17 protein-coding genes are annotated in these 18,359 nt (G+C 71.5%); 13 read left to right on the forward strand and 4 right to left on the reverse strand.

Translation table 11 applies throughout. From position 1 onward, the window contains the following. Positions 1-35 precede the first annotated feature (35 nt). The 10 genes from O7605_RS04250 (at position 36) to O7605_RS04295 (ending at position 9,176) form a co-directional block, all read left to right on the forward strand. Positions 36-620 (forward strand): nucleotidyltransferase, encoded by a 585-nt coding sequence (locus tag O7605_RS04250; protein WP_269737998.1) that lies wholly within the window; start codon positions 36-38, stop codon positions 618-620. Next, entirely contained in the window at positions 617-892 is a 276-nt protein-coding gene (locus tag O7605_RS04255; protein ID WP_164447578.1) for a hypothetical protein, read from the forward strand. Before O7605_RS04250 ends, O7605_RS04255 begins: the two co-directional genes overlap by 4 nt. Positions 893-902: 10 nt before the next feature. After that, entirely contained in the window at positions 903-1,679 is a 777-nt protein-coding gene (locus tag O7605_RS04260; protein WP_269737999.1) for a metallophosphoesterase family protein, read from the forward strand. Beyond that, positions 1,670-1,813: a GPGG-motif small membrane protein gene (locus O7605_RS04265; RefSeq protein ID WP_018786997.1), complete on the forward strand. Its 144-nt coding sequence runs from the start codon at positions 1,670-1,672 to the stop codon at positions 1,811-1,813. The genes O7605_RS04260 and O7605_RS04265 overlap by 10 nt, the downstream gene beginning before the upstream one ends. A 217-nt stretch (positions 1,814-2,030) precedes the next feature. Then, positions 2,031-2,525, forward strand: a complete 495-nt coding sequence (locus O7605_RS04270) for a TspO/MBR family protein (protein ID WP_269738000.1) — start codon at positions 2,031-2,033, stop codon at positions 2,523-2,525. Between the two features lie 408 nt (positions 2,526-2,933). Then, positions 2,934-4,286: an ABC transporter substrate-binding protein gene (locus tag O7605_RS04275; protein WP_269738001.1), complete on the forward strand. Its 1,353-nt coding sequence runs from the start codon at positions 2,934-2,936 to the stop codon at positions 4,284-4,286. Between the two features lie 70 nt (positions 4,287-4,356). Then, positions 4,357-5,409, forward strand: a complete 1,053-nt coding sequence (locus O7605_RS04280) for a carbohydrate ABC transporter permease (RefSeq protein WP_269738002.1) — start codon at positions 4,357-4,359, stop codon at positions 5,407-5,409. A gap of 1 nt (position 5,410) precedes the next feature. Continuing rightward, on the forward strand, positions 5,411-6,376 hold the full coding sequence (locus O7605_RS04285; RefSeq protein WP_269738003.1) for a carbohydrate ABC transporter permease: 966 nt from the start codon (positions 5,411-5,413) through the stop codon (positions 6,374-6,376). A 60-nt stretch (positions 6,377-6,436) separates the two neighbouring features. Beyond that, the gene (locus O7605_RS04290; RefSeq protein WP_269738004.1) at positions 6,437-7,471 is read left to right on the forward strand and encodes a LacI family DNA-binding transcriptional regulator; all 1,035 of its coding nucleotides are present in this window, start codon (positions 6,437-6,439) and stop codon (positions 7,469-7,471) included. A 61-nt stretch (positions 7,472-7,532) separates the two neighbouring features. Next, on the forward strand, positions 7,533-9,176 hold the full coding sequence (locus O7605_RS04295) for a glycoside hydrolase family 13 protein (protein WP_269738707.1): 1,644 nt from the start codon (positions 7,533-7,535) through the stop codon (positions 9,174-9,176). Here the strand turns inward: O7605_RS04295 and O7605_RS04300 are convergent. From O7605_RS04300 to xylA, 3 genes are all read right to left on the reverse strand, one after another. Next, positions 9,166-10,647, reverse strand: a complete 1,482-nt coding sequence (locus tag O7605_RS04300) for an MFS transporter (RefSeq protein ID WP_269738005.1) — start codon at positions 10,645-10,647, stop codon at positions 9,166-9,168. The two genes, O7605_RS04295 and O7605_RS04300, sit on opposite strands and share 11 nt — an antisense overlap. 131 nt (positions 10,648-10,778) lie before the next feature. Then, complete coding sequence (gene xylB / locus O7605_RS04305; RefSeq protein WP_269738006.1) at positions 10,779-12,236, reverse strand: xylulokinase; 1,458 nt, start codon at positions 12,234-12,236, stop codon at positions 10,779-10,781. A gap of 10 nt (positions 12,237-12,246) precedes the next feature. Beyond that, positions 12,247-13,434 carry a xylose isomerase gene (xylA, locus tag O7605_RS04310; RefSeq protein ID WP_269738007.1) on the reverse strand — a complete coding sequence of 396 codons (1,188 nt, stop codon included), beginning with the start codon at positions 13,432-13,434 and terminating at the stop codon, positions 12,247-12,249. 49 nt (positions 13,435-13,483) lie between these two features. Between xylA and O7605_RS04315 the strand changes: the two genes are divergently transcribed. Next, on the forward strand, positions 13,484-14,743 hold the full coding sequence (locus O7605_RS04315; protein ID WP_269738008.1) for an ROK family protein: 1,260 nt from the start codon (positions 13,484-13,486) through the stop codon (positions 14,741-14,743). Positions 14,744-14,867: 124 nt separating this feature from the next. Beyond that, the gene (locus tag O7605_RS04320) at positions 14,868-16,547 is read left to right on the forward strand and encodes a PP2C family protein-serine/threonine phosphatase (protein ID WP_269738009.1); all 1,680 of its coding nucleotides are present in this window, start codon (positions 14,868-14,870) and stop codon (positions 16,545-16,547) included. Between the two features lie 37 nt (positions 16,548-16,584). On the opposite strand, the gene O7605_RS04325 is transcribed toward O7605_RS04320, so the two are convergent. After that, positions 16,585-17,136 carry a MarR family winged helix-turn-helix transcriptional regulator gene (locus tag O7605_RS04325; RefSeq protein ID WP_269738010.1) on the reverse strand — a complete coding sequence of 184 codons (552 nt, stop codon included), beginning with the start codon at positions 17,134-17,136 and terminating at the stop codon, positions 16,585-16,587. A 92-nt stretch (positions 17,137-17,228) separates the two neighbouring features. Here O7605_RS04325 and O7605_RS04330 point away from each other — a divergent pair, with 92 nt between their 5' ends. Then, on the forward strand, positions 17,229-18,353 hold the full coding sequence (locus O7605_RS04330) for a PP2C family protein-serine/threonine phosphatase (protein ID WP_269738011.1): 1,125 nt from the start codon (positions 17,229-17,231) through the stop codon (positions 18,351-18,353). Positions 18,354-18,359 lie beyond the last annotated feature (6 nt).

Below are 18,359 nucleotides of genomic sequence, written 5' to 3' on the forward strand. Positions count from 1 at the left end.
GGTGGCACCCCCGACGAGTCGACTGGAGAGGCGAGATGGCCGAGCGCGACGACGAGACTCTCCTACACACCCTCAAGAAGGTCGCCGCCGTGCTCAAGCAGTCCGAGATCCCGTTCGCGCTCGGCGGCAGCTTCGCCGTGTACGCGCACGGCGGACACTCCAGCGAGCACGATGTCGACTTCCTCATCCGCGAGTCCGACGTCGAACCCGCGCTGGAGGCGCTGGGGCAGGCCGGTTTCACCGCCGAGCGGCCACCGGAGGACTGGCTGGTGAAGGTCTTCGACGGTGGCCGGATGGTGGACCTGATCCACCGCCCGATCGAGACGCCGGTGACCGAGGAGACCTTCGCCGACACGGTGGTACGCCCGGTCGACGCCATCCACATGCCGGTGCTGTCGGCCACCCAGCTGATGGTGCACAAGTTGCTCAGCTTCTCCCAGCACTACTGCGACTTCGCCCGTGGGCTGCCGCTGGCCCGTTCGCTGCGGGAGCAGATCGACTGGGAACGGGTACGCAAGGAGACGCAGCACTCGCCGTACGCCGAGTCGTTCCTGGTGCTGCTGGACAGGCTGGACGTCGTGCCCTACTCCGGCACGGCCGACGGGAAGGGGAAACCGTGACCGCGCACCGCGACTCCGGCGCCGGACCGCCGGACGAGTACGTCGAGGCGGAGATCCACCGGCTGCTCACCGAGGATCCGGCCGTCGCCGAACAGGGAATCACCGTGGTCCGTACCGAACGCGCTCTCGTGCTGCACGGCGAGGTCGAGAGCGCGCACCGGCGGGAGGAGATCCTGCGCCGGGTGGCCGACCGCTTCCCGGACGTGCCGATCACCAGTGACATCGGGGTGGTCCGCACGCAGGCGCCCACGGAGATCGAGCAACTGCCCTGAGGGAGGTTCGATGGTTATCCGGATCGCCGCTGTGGGCGACGTACATCTGGACGAGGACGTGGTCGGCCGGTTCCGGCCGGCACTTGAGCAACTACCGGGCAACGTCGACGCGCTGCTGCTCGCCGGCGACCTGACCCGGCACGGCACCGAGGCGGAAGCCCGCTGCGTGGCCCGGGAGTTCGGCGGCCTGGGCGTACCGGTGATCGCCGTGCTGGGCAACCACGATCATCAGTGCGACCAGGTTCCCCAGGTGGTCGGGGCGTTGACGGAGGCGGGTATCACCGTCCTGGAGGGCGACGGGGTGGTGCTGGACTGTCCGGGCGGCCGCCTCGGCGTCGCCGGGGTGAAGGGCTTCGGTGGCGGTTTCGCCGGCCGGTGCGCCAGCGACTTCGGCGAGCCGGAGATGAAGGCGTTCGTACGGACCACGACCGAGAGCGCCGATCGGCTGGGCGAGGCACTGCGCTCGCTGGACTGCGACGTGCTGGTGGCCCTCACCCACTACGCCCCGGTGCCGGACACCCTGGCCGGCGAACCGTTGGAGATCTACCCGTTCCTCGGCTGCTACCAGCTGGGGCAGGCCATCGACGCCGCGCCGACCGCGCTCGCCCTGCACGGGCACGCCCACCACGGCACCGAGCGGGGCACCACCCCGGGCGGCGTACGCGTCCGCAACGTCGCCCACCCGGTGATCAAGCAGGCGTACAGCGTCTTCCACCTGGGCGACCACCTTGATCAAGGCGAGGTTTCCGGAGTCGCCGCCGGGGGTATTCAGCAACCATGGAGCTGATTCTCTGGATTCTCGCAGTCGTACTGGTGGTCGCCGGCATCCTCGCGTTGTTCCGCCGGCAGATTCTCTGGGGCATCGTCCTCATCGTCGTCGGGCTGCTGGTCGGCCCGGGCGGGGTCAGCATCTTCAGTTGATTCGGCGACGCAGGGCGTCGCTCACCGGACCCGCCGGGGTCGTCGCGACCGGTACTCCGTCCTCCCGACAGGAGTCACCGGGCGCGGCGACCCCGGCGTGCTGTCCGCCGACCGTGCCCGCTCCCGGTCGGCGGGCTAGCGCGCTCGCCGGTGACCACGGCCGCGACGACGGCCACCGGAAGGTTTGCCGCGCCCGCTCAGCGGAGAACCTCCGACCATGCGGACGAGTACGGAACAGATCCGACGCAACGGTGCCGGCAAGTGGTGGGCGCTCGCCGGTTTCGCGGTGGCCGTCCTGGCCGCCGCCGTGATCGGCAACCTGGCCGCCTCGGGCGCAGCCGACCAGTACGCGAGCCTCGACCGGCCCGCGTGGTCGCCGCCGTCCTGGCTCTTCGGCCCGGTCTGGAGCATCCTCTACGCCACGATCGCGTTAGCCGCCTGGCTGGTCTGGCGCCGGGTGGGCTTCGGTGTGGCCCTCGGTGCGTGGGTGGTCCAACTCGTGCTCAACGCCGCCTGGACGCCGCTTTTCTTCGCCGGTGACCGGTACGGGCTGGCGTTCGCCGAGATCATCCTGCTGTGGCTGGCGATCGGCGTGACCGTCCTGCTGTTCGCCCGGGCGAGTCGGGTGGCGGCGGTGCTGTTGCTGCCCTACTGGGCGTGGGTGACCTTCGCCGCGGCCCTCAACTACTCGATCTGGCAGCTGAACACCTGACCGGAGGGCCGGCCAGCCGTCGAACGGCTACCGCGGCAGCCATCTCCGCGATCTGACGATCGGCACCCCGCAGCGCGGCCACGACCGGGCGAACGCACCCGGGCGTGGTGACGACCACCGGCTGGCGGGCAGCGGCACGCCGCTGCCCGCCAGCCGGTCTCTCGCGCCGGGAATCTCCCTGCCGCTCGGCTCGGCCGACAGACATATCCGCTGATAGACAGGGGTCTCTCCGGTCGAGAGACGTGGGTCCATGGCCCCGGGCCAGGTTTCCGGATTGTTACTCGCTCGTGTCCGTCCAGGGGTGGACCCCGGGCGGATGCAAGCGCTTACATGTGAAAACGCCCATCGGACCGGCGCCTGGTCAACCGGATGTGATCCCGGCCGGCGCCGGACAGGAAGGAGGACGGCATGGCGATCTCTGCCAGGCCACGCCAGGCTGTCGCGATCGTTGGCGCGATCGGACTGGCACTCAGCGCCACCGCCTGCGGCACCGGAAGCAGCAGCAACGACGGCGGCAGCAGCAACGCCGATTCCGCGGAGTGCGCCCCGTACGAGAACTACCAGGGCCACTCCGGCAAGACGGTGAACATCTACTCGTCGATCCGGGACATCGAGGCCGACCGCCTGGCGGAGTCCTGGAAGCAGTTCGAGGACTGCACCGGCATCACGATCAATCACGAGGGAAGCGGCGAGTTCGAGGCCCAGCTTCCCGTGCGGGTCGACGGCGGTAACGCCCCTGACCTGGCCTTCATCCCCCAGCCCGGTCTGCTCGCCCGGTTCGCCGAGCGCAACCAGCTGAAGGCGGCCAGCGCCGAGACCAAGGCGATGGCCGAGCAGAACTACTCGCCCGACTGGCTGAAGTACAGCACCGTCAACGGCACCTTCTACGGCGCACCCCTCGGGTCGAACGTGAAGTCGTTCGTCTGGTACTCGCCGAAGATGTTCCAGGAGAACGGCTGGACCGTGCCGACCACCTGGGACCAGATGATCCAGCTCAGCGACACGATCGCGCAGAGCGACGTCAAGCCGTGGTGCGCCGGCATCGAGTCCGGTGACGCCACCGGCTGGCCGGCCACCGACTGGATCGAAGACGTGATGCTGCGGACGCAGACCCCCGAGGTCTACGACCAGTGGACCACGCACGAGATCCCCTTCAACGACCCCCGGGTCGCCGAGGCGCTGGACCGGGCCGGCACGATCCTGAAGAACGACAAGTACGTCAACGGTGGCTTCGGTGGGGTGCGCAGCATCGCCACCACCTCCTTCCAGGAGGCGGGTGTGCCGATCACGCAGGGCAAGTGCGCGCTGCACCGGCAGGCCTCCTTCTACGCCAACCAGTGGCCTGAGGGCACCCGGGTGGCCGAGGACGGCGACGTCTTCGCCTTCTACTTCCCGGCCATCGACCCCGGCAAGGGCAAGCCGGTGCTGGGCGGCGGCGAGTTCGTGACGGCCTTCGCCGACCGTCCCGAGGTGCAGGCGGTGCAGACGTACCTGGCCTCCGGCGAGTACGCCAACAGCCGCGCGAAGATCGGCGACTGGGTGTCCGCGAACAACAAGGTCGACCTGGCCAACGTCGCCAACCCGATCGACAAGCTGTCGGTGGAGATCCTCCAGGACGACAGCACGGTCTTCCGGTTCGACGGTTCCGACCTGATGCCCGCCGCCGTCGGCGCCGGGACGTTCTGGAAGGGCATGGTCGACTGGATCAACGGCGGGAACACCGCCGAAGTCCTGCAGGGCATCGAGAGCAGCTGGAAGTAGTTTCCGGTGGTGGGCCGGTCCGCGTGCGCGGGCCGGCCCACCGGCTCTACCGAGGACCCTGGGAGGGTTGATGGACTTCGACTTCGCCGAGCAGTCACCCAAACTGATGATGCTGCTGTGGGGGTTGGTGGCCTTCGCGGTGGTGGTGGGCGGCCTGCTCGTGCTGCTCGACGCGGTGCCGGCCTTCTTCGCGCGGCGACGCGAGGCGCGATTCGTGGCCGCCACCGCCAACGGGGCGCCGCCGCCCGGGCGGCCCAGGTCCCGCGAGGGGCTGTTCGCCACGTTCTTTCTGCTGCCGACGGTGGTGCTGCTGCTGATCGGCCTGGTCGTCCCGGCGCTGCGGACCACCCTGCTGTCCTTCATGGACGGCGGCAGCCAGAACTTCGTCGGCCTGGACAACTACCGCTGGATGTTCGCCGACGACTCGATCGTCCGGGTGCTGCTCAACACCCTGGTCTGGGTGACCCTCGTGCCGCTCGTCGCCACCTCGATCGGTCTGATCTACGCGGTGCTGGTCGACAAGGCCCGGCTGGAGGCGGTGGCCAAGTCGCTGATCTTCATGCCGATGGCGATCTCGTTCGTCGGCGCCAGCATCATCTGGAAGTTCGTGTACGCCTTCCGCAGCGAAGAGCAGGAACAGATCGGTCTGCTCAACCAGATCGTGGTCAGCCTCGGCGGCACACCCCGACAGTGGCTGCTCGACTCACCGCTGAACACGCTGCTGCTCATCGTGATCATGGTGTGGATCCAGGCCGGGTTCGCGATGGTGGTGCTGTCCGCGGCGATCAAGGCGATTCCGGCCGACATCGTCGAGGCCGCCCGGCTCGACGGGGTGAGCCCGTGGCAGATGTTCTGGCAGATCACCCTGCCCAGCATCCGGCCGGCGCTGATCGTGGTGGTGGTCACCATCTCGATCGCCACGCTGAAGGTCTTCGACATCGTCCGCACCTCGACCAACGGCAACTACGACACCAGCGTGATCGCGAACGAGATGTACAACCAGGCGTTCCGGTACGGCCAGAACGGGCAAGGCTCCGCGCTCGCGGTGTTCCTCTTCATCCTGGTGATCCCCATCGTGATCTTCCAGATCCGCAACCTGCGTCAGCAGCGACGGGAGGGCTGAGATGACCACCACCACTCCCCCGGTCGCCGCCGGAGCACAGGAGACCAGCGGCCGGCCGACCCGTGCGGGGCGGGTACGCAAGCGGCTGAACACCCACACCGCGACGATGGTCGCCATCGTCATCGCGGTCGTCTGGACCATCCCCACCTTCGGTCTGCTGGTCTCCTCGTTCCGGCCGGAGAATCAGATCAAGACCACCGGCTGGTGGACGTTCTTCCGCGATCCGGAGTTCACCCTCCAGAACTACCAGGAGGTGCTGTTCGGACAGTCCGCCTCGTCCGGGCAGCTCGCCAGCTACTTCGTCAACTCGTTGGTGATCACCCTGCCGGCGGTGCTGTTCCCGCTCGCCTTCGCGGCCCTGGCCGCGTACGCGCTGGCCTGGATCAACTTCCGGGGCCGTGACTGGGTGTACATCGGCATCTTCGCGCTCCAGATCGTGCCGCTGCAGATGGCCCTGGTGCCGCTGCTGAGCTTCTTCTCGCGCGGAGTCAGCCTGGGCGGCGTCACCCTGATGCCCGCCTGGAACCTCGACGGCGCGCAGAACTTCGCCCAGGTATGGTTCGCGCACACCTGCTTCGCGTTGCCGTTCGCCGTGTACCTGCTGCACAACTTCATCTCGCAACTGCCGAAGGATCTGATGGAGGCGGCCCGGGTCGACGGGGCCACCCACCCGAAGATCTTCCGCACCATCGTGCTACCCCTGGTTGCCCCGGCGCTCGCCGCGTTCGGCATCTTCCAGTTCCTCTGGGTCTGGAACGACCTGCTGGTCGGGCTCATCTTCGCCGGTGGCAGCGACGTCACCGCGCCACTCACGGTCCGCCTCGCCGAATTGGCCGGTACCCGTGGCAACGAGTGGCAACGGTTGACCGCCGGAGCGTTCGTCTCGATCGTCGTACCGCTGATCGTGTTCCTGTCGTTGCAGCGCTACTTCGTTCGTGGGCTGCTCGCCGGCAGCGTCAAGGGTTGATCCGCCGTGGTGCCGCCGCCGTCGGCGGCGGCACCACGCGGGACGTGAACGGGGTGTCACGTGACGAAGATCGACGATGTCGCCCGGCTGGCCGGCGTCTCCACGGCCACCGTCTCCCGGGCGCTGCGCGGGCTGCCGACGGTGTCCGCGGCGACCCGCAGCCGGGTGCTCGCCGCCGCCGAGCAGTTGCAGTACGCCGTGTCGCCGAGCGCCTCACGGCTGGCGGGTGGCCGGACCGGCACCGTCGCGGTGGTGGTTCCCCGGATCACCCGGTGGTTCTTCGGGGTGGTCGTCGAGGCGGCCGAGGGTTTCTTCCACCGGGCCGGATACGACCTGCTGCTGCACAACCTGGGTGGGCGGGAGCAGAACAGGCAGCGCGTCCTGCACGCCACCCACCTGCACAAGCGGGTGGACGCGATCATGCTGGTCGCCACCCCGCTGCGGGCCACCGACGTGACCGCCCTGGCCGCGCTCGACCTGCCCGGCGTCACCATCAGCTCCGGTACCACCGTGCCGGGCTGGCCCTGCGTGCGGATCGACGACGTGGCGGCGGCGCGGACCGCCACCCGGCACCTGCTGGATCTGGGGCACCGCCGGATCGCGCACATCTCTGGTGATCCCGACGACGAACTCGCCTTCAGCGCCCATCTGGACCGGCGCCGGGGGCATCAGGAGGCGTTGCGCGCGGCCGGGTTGCAGCCGGACCCGAGCCTCGACGTGGAGTCGAGTTTCGACATCGCCGGCGGCACCCGGGCCACCGAGGAACTGCTCCGCCGGGGCGACCCACCGACGGCCATCTTCGCCGCCTGCGACGAGATGGCGATGGGTGCGCTGACCGCACTGCGCGACGCCGGCCTGCGGGTACCCCAGGACGTCAGCGTGATCGGCATCGACGACCACGCCCTCTCCGGGGTGCTGGGGTTGAGCACCATCGCCCAACCGGCGGCGGAGCAGGGCCGGTTGGCCGCGCAACTGCTGCTCGACCCGCTCTGCGGGCGGGCCCTCGACAACGACGTGAGCAAACCCGATTCGTCGGTGATCCTGGACACTCGGCTGGTCGTACGTGATTCGACCGCGCCCGCCCGGGCAAACTGAACGACAGCCAGCACGCCGTCGGGGCCAACCGGGCCGGACGGCTCGACCACGGGAGTACGCCCTGAACCACGACGCGACGCAGCAGACCCCACCGACCGGATGGTGGACGGAGGCGGTGATCTACCAGATCTACCCCCGCTCGTTCGCCGACTCGGGTGGTGACGGGATCGGCGACCTGCCCGGGATCACCGCCCGCCTCGACCATCTGGCGGAGTTGGGTGTCGACGCGGTCTGGCTCTCCCCGTTCTATCCGTCCCCGCAGGCCGACGCCGGCTACGACGTGGCCGACTACCGGGACGTCGAGCCGCTGTTCGGCACGCTCGCCGATGCCGACGACCTGATCGCGAAGGCCCATGCCAACGGGTTGCGGGTGATCGTCGACCTGGTGCCCAATCACACCTCCTCGGCCCACGCCTGGTTCCAGGCCGCCCTGGCCGCCGGTCCCGGCAGTGCCGAGCGGGGACGGTACGTCTTCCGCGAGGGTCGCGGACCGGGCGGCGCGGAGCCGCCAAACGACTGGCAGAGCGTCTTCGGTGGCCCGGCCTGGACCCGGCTGCCGGACGGCCAGTGGTACCTGCACCTGTTCGACACCGCCCAGCCCGACCTGAACTGGGACAACCCCGACGTCCGCACCGAGTTCCTGGACGTGCTGCGGTTCTGGTTGGACCGGGGCGTGGACGGCTTCCGGGTCGATGTGGCGCACGGTCTGGTCAAGCAGGCCGATCTGGCCGACTGGCAGGATCCGCAGGAGATCCTCTCCGGGCAGGAGGCGGACAAGCCCCGCCCGCCGATGTGGGACCAGGACGGCGTGCACGAGGTCTACCGCGACTGGCGACGGCTGCTGGACGGCTACCCCGGCGAGCGGATCCTGGTGGCCGAGGCGTGGGTGGAGCCGGCGGAGCGGTTGGCCCGATACGTACGTCCCGACGAGATGCACCAGGCGTTCAACTTCGAGTACCTGCTCGCCTCCTGGACGGCCCCGGCCCAGTACGCGGTGATCACGCGATCGCTGGAGGCCACCGACGCGGTCGGCGCGCCCACCACCTGGGTGCTCTCCAACCACGACGTGGTGCGACACGCCTCCCGGCTCGGGCTGCCGATCGGTGCGCCCCGACCGAACGGCATCGGGATCGGCGACGAGCAGCCGGACGCCGCCACCGGGCTGCGTCGGGCCCGGGCGGCCACCCTGCTGATGCTGGCCCTGCCCGGCTCGGCCTACCTCTACCAGGGTGAGGAACTCGGGTTGCCGGAGCACACCACCCTGCCCGACGCAGCACGGCAGGACCCGACCTGGGAACGCAGCGGGCACACCCAGCGGGGCCGCGACGGGTGCCGGGTGCCGATCCCGTGGGAGGCCGACGCGCCCTCGTACGGCTTCGGGCCGACCGACGCGAGCTGGCTGCCGCAGCCGCCGGTCTGGGCCGAGTACGCGCTGGACCGTCAGCGCGGGGTGCCCGGCTCGACGTACGAGCTGTACCGGGAGGCGTTGCAGCTACGCCGCGCGTACGGGCTCGGTCGGGGCACCCTGGAGTGGCTCTCCTCCACCGACGAGGTGTTGACCTTCCGCAACGGCGACCTGGTGGTGTCCACCAACTTCGGTGCCGCCGCCGCCCCGGTGCCCGAGGGCGAGGTGGTGCACAGCAGCGCACCGCTGAACGAGGACGGATCGGTGCCCACGGACGTGACCGTATGGGTCAAGGTCTAGCCAGCGAGTCGGGTGCGGAATCGCCGCTGGGCGGGGGTTCCGCACCCGGATCCTTCTGAGCGCGGGTGTGCAGCAGCTGCCGGACGTCGGCGATGTCCTTCGGTGAGGTGCGGGCGGCGAGCCAGTACATGACACCGGTGGGGATGAAGAAGAGCTGGAAGGCGGCCAGCCCGACGGCGTAGTTCAGCGGCGGCGGGAAGGCCACCCGCAGCCCGTGGAACGCCACCCCGACCAGGCCGTTGCCGGCTGCCCGCCCCACCCCGTTGACCAGGTTGCCGAGGCTGTAGACCGTGCCCCGGTTCTCCGGCGGGTTGACGTCGGCGATCAACGCGAACCAGTTCGGCGAGTTCGCCGAGGTGAGCGCCAGGGCCAGCAACGCGGCCAGCAGACTCAACCCGACCGTCGGCTCGCTGAACACGCTGCCCAGCACCGCACCGACGACCGCGCCGGTGCCGGCCCCGTCGGGCACCTCGATGCGGATCGGTACGAAGAACAACACCAGGTAGAACGGGAGCGCCGCGAAGATGCCGACGGAGGCGACCAACGCCCGGCCCGAGGGCGTACGCCGTTGCAGCGCGTCGCCGACCAGCCCGCCGACGATGGAGAACACCCCACCGAGCTGGAACAGCGCGGCGAAGACGGCGCCCACTACGATGGCGGTCGCCGCGGTGTACCCCTGCTCCTCGGCCCGCTCACGGAAGAGCACCGGCAGCCAGACCAGCGAGCCGAAGGCGGCCTGCGCGGTGAGTCCCTGGAGGATGAGCCACCGGTTGGTCCGCCGACCCAGGATGACCGGCAGGTCGGCCCGGCTGATCCGGTAGTCGTACTCGTCACCGGCGGCGAGCGCGGCGGCCAGTGCCGGCTCGCTCTGACCGCGCCGGATGTCGTACGTGAACAGGTAGGCCGCCGTGGCGACCAGACCGACCACGGTGAGCACCAGGAACGGCCGACGCCAGTCGGTCGCGCCGAGCAGCCCGCCGACGAGGCCGCCGGCCACCGTGCCGACCCCCTGGGAGAGCCCCCAGAAGCTCATCACCAGGCCCCGACGACGAGGCGTGATCAGATCGGTGACGACCGAGTAACCGACCGACCCGACCGCGCCCAGACCCACCGCGGCGAGCAGTTGCGCGGTCAGGAAGGTGGGGTAGTTACCGGCCAGTGCGCTGCCGCCCGTACCGGCCGCCCACAGCAGTGTGCCGATCATCAGCAACGGCTTGCGGTTGGTGCGGTCGCCGAAGTACGCCCAACCCACCGCCGCCACCGCGCTGACCAGGAAGCTGATCGCGGTGACCAGGCCGAGCAGCCGTTGCGGCACGTCGAAGGACTCGGCGATCGCACCGTACAGCGGGGGCACCAGACCGATCGCCACGTTGTCCAGCGAGGCGAGCAGCACGAAGACCACGACGCTGTAGAGCCGACGCGGCGCGCTGCTGCCCCACACCCGCGCGGGTCCGCCTGTGGTCGAGGTCATGCGGGCAGCCAACCAGGGCGGGATAACGAGCCGATCACCGGGTCACCTCGCGGCGCGGCCGAGATCGTGCTCGGTCCCGGATCGGGTGGCTCCTCGTCACGCGGACACCACCCGACCCGGGAACGGCGTGATCACCCCTGGGACAACCGGTCCAGATGGCGTTCCCGGGCCTGCGCGTAGCGCTCCCGGATGCCGGGCACCGGTTCGGCGGCGTGCTCCTCGGTGCCGGCCGGTGTCCAGGACGGCGGTTCCCCCGTGCCCAGAGCCAACCACGCGGCCTGCCGGGCGGCACCGTCGGCGACGTACTCGCCGGGCGGTGGGACCACCACCGGGCAGCCGAAGACCTGCGCCGCGATGCGACGCACCGCCGCCGAGCGGGCACCGCCGCCGACCAGGATCACCCGGCGTACGGTCGCGCCCTGGGCGGCGAGCGCGTCGAGCCCGTCGGCGAGGGCGCAGAGCATCCCCTCCACGGCGGCCCGGGCCAGGTGCGCCGGAGTCGAGGTGCGCAGGGTCAGCCCGTGCACCGCCCCGGTGGCGTCCGGCAGGTTCGGAGTGCGCTCACCCTCCAGGTACGGCACCATGACCAGCCCGTCCGCGCCGGGCGGCGCGGACAACGCCAGGTCGGCCAGCTCGTCCAGGCTGACCCGCAGCATCGCCGCGGCGGCGTCCAGCACCCGGGCCGCGTTCAGCGTGCAGACCAGCGGCAGGAACCGGCCGGTCACGTCGGCGAAGCCGGCGACGATACCGCTCGGGTCGGCCGCCGGAGTGTCCGCGACGCTGAAGACCGTGCCGGAGGTACCGATCGACACCACCACGTCGCCGGGACGCGCACCGACGCCGAAGCCGGCGGCGGCGTTGTCCCCCGCGCCCGGCCCGAGCAGCGCCACGCCCGGGTCCGTAGCGGCCACGGCACCCGACAGTGCCGCCGGAGCCAGCCGGCCGGCGGCCTCGGCGGGGCCGAGCACCGTCGGCACTCGTACCACCCGGCCGAGCGCCCGCTCCAGCAGATCCGGTCGGTACTCGCCGGTGCCCGGGGACCAGTAGCCGGTGCCGCTGGCGTCGCTGCGGTCGGTACGCAGCGCGTCCAGCCCGGGAGCACCGGCCAGCCGCCAGGTCAGCCAGTCGTGCGGCAGGCAGACCGCCGCCACCCGATCGGCATTCGCCGGCTCGTTGCGGGCCAGCCAGCGCAGCTTGGTCACGGTGAAGCTGGCCACCGGCACGCTGCCCACCGCGTCGGCCCAGAACCGGGGCCCGGCCTGCCCCTCGCCCGCCTCCTGGACCAGCTCGGCCGCCGCACCGGCGGACCGGGTGTCGTTCCACAACAGCGCCGGCCGTACCACTTCGCCGGCCTCGTCGAGGCAGACCATGCCGTGCTGCTGACCGGCCACGGAGACCGCGGCGACGTCGGCCAGCCCACCGGCGGCGTCGATCGCCGTCCTAAGGGCCGACCACCAGGCCGAGGGGTCGACCTCGGTGCCGTCCGGGTGCGGTGCCCGGCCCTGCTGGACCAGGGCCCCGGTCTCCGCGTCCCGGACGACCACCTTGCACGACTGGGTGGAGGAGTCCACCCCGGCGACGAGCGGCATGCCGGCCGCCTCAGCGTGCGCCGAGCAGGTGCTCGACGGCGAGCTGGTTCAACCGGACGAAGCCGAAGCCCTTGGCAGCTGCCGCGTCGACGTCGAACTCCTCGAACGCGCTGGTGTCGGCGAGCAGCTCGGCGTATCCCTCGCCGTCGCCGAGGGTCGGCACGCCCAGTTCGGCGACCTTGCTCGCGGCCAGCGCCTCGGCGACCTCCGGGTCGGCCCGGAACGCCGCGGCCCGCTCCTTGAGCAGCAGGTACGTACTCATGTTCGCGGCTGCCGAGGCCCAGACCCCGTCGATGTCCTCGGTACGGGAGGGCTTGTAGTCGAAGTGGCGGGGGCCGTCGTAGCCGGGGCCGCCGGCCGTGCCACCGTGCTCCAGCAGGTCGACCAGCGCGAACGCGTTGAGCAGGTCGCCGTGACCGAAGACCAGGTCCTGGTCGTACTTGACGCCACGCTGACCGTTCAGGTCGATGTGGAACAGCTTGCCCTGCCAGAGCGCCTGGGCGATGCCGTGGACGAAGTTCAGCCCGGCCATCTGCTCGTGGCCGACCTCCGGGTTCAGCCCGACCCGCTCCGGGTGGGCGAGGGTGGAGATGAACGCCAGGGCGTGCCCGACGGTCGGCAGCAGGATGTCACCGCGCGGCTCGTTCGGCTTCGGCTCCAGCGCGAAGCGCAGGTCGTAGCCGCGGTCGATGACGTACTGGCAGAGCAGGTCCACCGCCTCGCGGTAGCGCTCCAGCGCAGCCTGGACGTCCTTGGCGACGTCGTACTCGCCGCCCTCCCGACCGCCCCACATGACGAAGGTCTTCGCGCCCAGCTCGGCGGCGAGATCGATGTTGCGCAGCACCTTGCGCAACGCGTACCGCCGGACGTCGCGGTCGTTGCTGGTGAAGCCACCGTCCTTGAAGACCGGCTGCTGGAACAGGTCGGTGGTGACCATCGGCACCACCAGGCCGGTCTCGTCGAGCGCCTTGCGGAACCGGGCGATCTGGGCGTCGCGGGTGGCGGCGTCCGCGCCGAACGGCACCAGGTCGTCGTCGTGGAAGGTGACGCCGTACGCGCCCAGCTCGGCGAGCCGGTGCACCGACTCCACCGGATCCAACGCGTCTCGGGTGGCGTGGCCGAACGGGTCGCGGCCCTGCCAGCCGACCGTCCAGAGCCCGAAGGAGAACTTGTCGGCAGGAGTGGGACGGGGTGCCATGGCAGACCTCCGGTGGTGTCATCCGCTATTTGTTCAGTGGTTGAATTAAATGACCGCGGTGTGGCAGTGTCAAGGGGTGACCTCACCCGCAGCCCCTGCCGGCGCGGTGCGGCAGGGCAGCCTGCGTGAGCTGAATCTCGCCCTCGTGCTCGGCCGCATCGCCGCCGCCCGTCGCCCCCCGTCGCGGGCGGCGCTGGCCGCCGACACCGGTCTCACCCGGGCCACCGTGTCGGCCGTGGTGGAGGACCTCGTCGCCGGCCGCCTCGTCACCGAGGCGGATCCGACGCCACGAGCCGGCGCCGGTCGTCCGGCGCGCGGTCTGATGCTGGCCGGCGACGGTCCCGCCGGTCTCGGCCTGGAGATCAATGTCGACTACCTCGCCGCGTGCGTCGTCGACCTCTCCGGGCAGGTCCGGCACCACACGGTGCACCGGGCCGACCTGCGACCCGTGTCGCCGGCCGAGGCTCTCGGCCAGCTCGCCGAGCTGGCCGGCCGGGCCCGCGTCGACGCCGAGGCCCAGGGTCTGACCCTGGCCGGTGCCGCCCTGGGAGTACCCGGTCTGGTCGACGACGCCGGGCGGGTCCGCCTCGCGCCGAACCTGGGCTGGCGGGACGTGCCGGTGCCGGAACTGCTGGCCCACCATCCCCCACTGACCGAACGGGTCGACGGGGTGCCGCCCCTGGTGGTGGACAACGAGGCCAACCTCGCCGCGTTGGGCGAGCTGCATGCCGGTGCCGCGCCGGGCAGCTTCCTGCACATCTCCGGCGAGGTCGGCATCGGTGCGGGCATCGTCCTCGACGGCGCGCTGTTCCGGGGCACCCGTGGTTGGAGCGGCGAGATCGGGCACATCCCGGTCCGCCCGGACGGCCCACCCTGCCGCTGCGGCGGCCGCGGCTGTCTGGAGCTCTACGCCGGGCAGGAGGCGATCCTGTCCGCCGCCGGCCTGGCCGGTGCGGATCTGCCCGCCGACCGGGCCTCGACCCGGCTGACCCAGCTCGCCACAGCCGAGCATCCCGCCGTGCTGCGCGCCCTGACCGAGGCCGGTACGGCGATCGGGGTCACCGTGGCGAGCGTGGTCAACCTGCTGGACCTCGACACGGTGGTGCTCGGCGGCGGTTACGCCCCGCTCACCGGCTGGCTCCGGCCGCCCGTACTCGCCGAGATCGAACGCCGGGTGCTCACCGCGGCATGGTCGCCGGTCACCGTCCGGCCCGCCACCCTGGGTGCCACCGCCGCCGCGGTGGGAGCGGCCGGTTCGGTGGTACGCCGGATCATCGCTCGCCCCGGCGGCTGGTTGGCCCGGCTCTGACGCGCTCGACCGGATGCCTCGGCAGCCGCTCGGTACGCTTGCTTCCAAGCAACCAACCGTGACCCCGAGGAGTGCACCCCGGCATGCGTACTGGTCGACACGGCCCGCCGCCGGGTGTCCGCCGATGACCAGCACCCGACCCGGCGCCTTCGCCGGTGCGGCCGGCGAGCAGACCAGCGACGACCGGTCGGAGCGCACCGCCGCCGAGGCGCCGCACGGCACGTCACCCGTGGACGCCGATCTCGCCCGTGAGCTGCTCGACGGCCTCGACGAGGCGGTGCTGACCACCGACGACGCCGGGCTGGTCGTGCTGGTGAACGCGGTGGCCGGAGCATTGCTGCCGGAAATCGTCGTCGGCACCGACCTGACCGGCTGTCCGTTCGCGGCCCTGGCGGCCGCAACCGCCACCGGTGCCGACGACTTCGATGCCGAACACCTCGGCCGGCGGCTGCGAGGGGTCCGCCGCACGCTTGGTGGCAACCGGTCCGCCTGGTACGTGCGGGATGTCACCGACGAGCACGCCCGCACGGCGGAGCTGCTCGCCGAGCGTCGGCGTACCCGGTTCCTGGCCGACGCCGGCCGTCAGCTCGGCCTGGCGCTCGAGGGTGACCAGGCGCTGCGCGCGGTGGCCGCCCTACCCGTGCCCTACCTGGCCGATCTGGCTCTGGTGGTACACCTGCCACCGACGCCGACCGAACACCGGCCGCACTGGATCCGGCACACCGCTGACCACAGCACGCCGGTCACCGGAACGGTCGGCTGGGACGTGGTCGCCGCCGTACCCGGACTCGTCGAGGCCCTCGACGGCGAGCCCGCCGATCCGCGGCCCTGGCCGGCCATCACCCGGGCGGGAATCGACGATCTGGTCCCGGCGGACCTCGACCCGCCCTCGACCCTGCTGGTCAGCCCGATCCCCGGCGCCGGCCGGACGGCCGGCGCCCTGGTGCTGCTCCGCCGAGCCGGGCGGGCCGGTTTCGACCGCCGTGACGTCGAGCTGGTCCGGGAGTTCGCCGCCCGGGCCGGCGCCGCGCTGGCCACCGCGCAACTGCACGACGAACAGAGCCACCTCGCCCGGGTCCTTCAGCACAGCCTGCTGCCGCCGCGGCTGCCCACGGTGGCCGGAGTGCGCCTGGCCGGGGGCTACCGCGCGGCCGGCGACGGACTGCGCATCGGTGGCGACTTCTACGACGTCCTGCCGACCGACGACGGTGCGCTGTTCGCCGTCGGGGACGTCTGCGGCAAGGGCGTGGGTGCGGCCGTGCTCACCGGCCGGGTACGCCAGTCCCTGCAGACCCTACGGCTGGTCGAACGGCAACCGCGGGAACTGCTCCGGCTGCTCGACCGGGCACTGCTCGACCTGCCGGACACGAGCCGGCGCGGGCAGTTCACCACCCTGCTGCTGGGCGCCCTGCGGGTCGGACCCGAGGGTGAACTGCGGTTGCGGATCGCCGGTGGCGGGCATCCGGCACCCCTCGTGGTGCGGTCCGACGGAACGGTGGCCGCGCTCCGGGTGGGCGGGATGCCGGTCGGCGCGTTGCCCGGTGCCCGGTTCGCCGCCGCCGACCTTCGGCTCGGCCCCGGCGAACTGCTCTTCACCCGTACCGACGGGGTCGCCGATGCCCGGGGCGGCCCGCACGGCGCGGAGACCTTCGGCGAGCAGCGGCTACGCCGGACGCTGGCGGCCGGTGCCGGGCTGCCCCCGGCGACGCTCGTCGACCGCGTGCTCCGGGAGATCGACACGTGGTGTGCCGGGCACCGCCACGACGACATCGCGATGTTGGCGATCGGTCCCGCCGCAGACTGATCCGGCCGTGCGGCAGCACCGACGGTAGCCGGCCCGGTCAGGCTGTGCGGAAGACGGAGGCGTCCCCCGCTGCCCAGCCACGCGGCGCCGCCTCGACGGCGTCCCGGCCGTCCGACTGTTCCGCACGTGGTTGCTCGGGCTGTGGCACCAGCGGCGACACCGGTCGGACGACCCGTGCGCGGGCGGCCTCGTCGAAGGCACGCAGCCCGCGCAGCAGCGCCTCCCGGGCGTCGGGGGTCATGTCGGCCAGGATCGCCGCCAGGTGCTGGCGACGGTCGTCGCGCAGCTCGGCCAGCAGCCGGCGGGCCTCGGCGGTCAGATGCAGCGAGATCTCCCGCCGATCGGCGCGGCCCGGCTCCCGCTCCAGCATCCCCGCGGCGACCAGCCGGTCACACAGTCGGCTGGCCGACGAGAGCAGCATGTCCAGACCGGCGGCGAGGCGCCGCAGGTTTATCCCGTCATGCCGTTCGACGAGCATGACGGCGCGAAGCTGGGCGGTGGAGATGCGGTTGGCCGTCCGCTCCCGCGCACCGTCCCAGACCGTCAGCAGGGCTCCTGCCGCGGCATCCAGCTCGGCAGCCATACTCATCTCGGGTCCCGGTGGACCATGCAGTTCCGCCATGGTGCGCCTGAGCGTACCCCGATTCCGTCGGCGGTTGGGCTTGTGATCAAGGAGGGACCATGACCGAGCCGGTCGACAGGGGCCGCGCGGCCATCACCGCCGCCCCCGTGGATCTCCTCGTGACGCGCGTCGGGGAGCTGTTCGAGCGGGAGTACGGGATCACCGACACCGATCTCCTCCAGGTCGACTACCGGCTGGCGGCGCTGCTGCCGCTGGGCGGTGGGGAACCGGTGACCATGCCCGGGCACCCGGCCTGGCGTTGCTTCGACCACCAGAGCCCGACCCACGCCGACGGCGTGGGGTACCTGCCGGTGAGCATGCGTGGCGAACGGCGGGGTGTGCTCCGGGTCACGCCGGTCACCGACGCCCGACTTGCCGAGCTGGCCGAGGTCGCCACCGCGCTGGCCCACGAGCTGGCCGCCGTCGACGCCGGCACGGACGTGTACCGGGTGGCCCGGCGGAGTCGCCGACTCACCCTCGCCGCCGAGGTGCAGTGGGAACTGCTGCCGGGGCGTAGCCGGCTGCGTCCCTCCTTCAGCCTCGCCGGTCAGCTGGAGCCGGCGTACGCGGTGCGTGGTGACAGCTTCGACTGGTCCGACGACGGTGAGCGGGTCTGGTTGGCCACCATCAACGGGATGGGTGAGGGGGTCGCCGCGTCCATGCTCACCACCCTCGCCACCTGTGCGTTGCGCAACGCCCGCCGGGCCGGCATTCCCCTGGCCGACCAGGCCGCCCTCGCCGATCAGGCGATCTACGACCTGCACCGGGGTGAGCAGTACCTCGCGACCCTGCTGCTCGAACTGGATCTGCGCACCGGGCGGCTCACCGCCGTCGACGCCGGCTCGCCCCGGCTCGTCCTGCTCCGGGACGGCGAGGTCAGCATCCAGCCGCTGGAGGAGCAGTTCCCGCTCGGCATGTTCGAGGGGACCAACTACCGCGAGCAGTTCGTCCAGCTCCAGCGCGGCGACCGACTGTTCATGATCAGTGACGGGGTGATCGAGGCGACCGGGGGCGCCGAGCAGTACGGCCAGACCGCGCTGGACCGGATGTTGCGCCGGACCGCACCGATGGCGGCGCTGGACGCCGTCCGCTCCCTGCTCGGCGACCTACGGGCCTTCGTCGCCGGTGATCTCACCGACGACGCCGTCGTGGTCTGCCTGGACTGGCTCGGTCCGCAGCCGTGAGACCAC

It is taken from the genome of Verrucosispora sp. WMMA2121, assembly GCF_027460185.1.
Classification (GTDB): Bacteria; Actinomycetota; Actinomycetes; order Mycobacteriales; family Micromonosporaceae; genus Micromonospora; species Micromonospora palythoicola.

Excerpts from the sequence above, each read along its gene's own strand:
- O7605_RS04250 (WP_269737998.1), top strand. The coding sequence starts at position 36 with ATGGCCGAGCGCGACGACGAGACTCTCCTACACACCCTCAAGAAGGTC.
- O7605_RS04260 (WP_269737999.1), top strand. The coding sequence starts at position 903 with ATGGTTATCCGGATCGCCGCTGTGGGCGACGTACATCTGGACGAGGAC.
- O7605_RS04265 (WP_018786997.1), top strand. The coding sequence starts at position 1,670 with ATGGAGCTGATTCTCTGGATTCTCGCAGTCGTACTGGTGGTCGCCGGC.
- O7605_RS04270 (WP_269738000.1), top strand. The coding sequence starts at position 2,031 with ATGCGGACGAGTACGGAACAGATCCGACGCAACGGTGCCGGCAAGTGG.
- O7605_RS04275 (WP_269738001.1), top strand. The coding sequence starts at position 2,934 with ATGGCGATCTCTGCCAGGCCACGCCAGGCTGTCGCGATCGTTGGCGCG.
- O7605_RS04280 (WP_269738002.1), top strand. The coding sequence starts at position 4,357 with ATGGACTTCGACTTCGCCGAGCAGTCACCCAAACTGATGATGCTGCTG.
- O7605_RS04285 (WP_269738003.1), top strand. The coding sequence starts at position 5,411 with ATGACCACCACCACTCCCCCGGTCGCCGCCGGAGCACAGGAGACCAGC.
- O7605_RS04300 (WP_269738005.1), bottom strand. The coding sequence starts at position 10,647 with ATGACCTCGACCACAGGCGGACCCGCGCGGGTGTGGGGCAGCAGCGCG.
- xylB (WP_269738006.1), bottom strand. The coding sequence starts at position 12,236 with ATGCCGCTCGTCGCCGGGGTGGACTCCTCCACCCAGTCGTGCAAGGTG.
- xylA (WP_269738007.1), bottom strand. The coding sequence starts at position 13,434 with ATGGCACCCCGTCCCACTCCTGCCGACAAGTTCTCCTTCGGGCTCTGG.
- O7605_RS04315 (WP_269738008.1), top strand. The coding sequence starts at position 13,484 with ATGACCGCGGTGTGGCAGTGTCAAGGGGTGACCTCACCCGCAGCCCCT.
- O7605_RS04320 (WP_269738009.1), top strand. The coding sequence starts at position 14,868 with ATGACCAGCACCCGACCCGGCGCCTTCGCCGGTGCGGCCGGCGAGCAG.
- O7605_RS04325 (WP_269738010.1), bottom strand. The coding sequence starts at position 17,136 with ATGAGTATGGCTGCCGAGCTGGATGCCGCGGCAGGAGCCCTGCTGACG.
- O7605_RS04330 (WP_269738011.1), top strand. The coding sequence starts at position 17,229 with ATGACCGAGCCGGTCGACAGGGGCCGCGCGGCCATCACCGCCGCCCCC.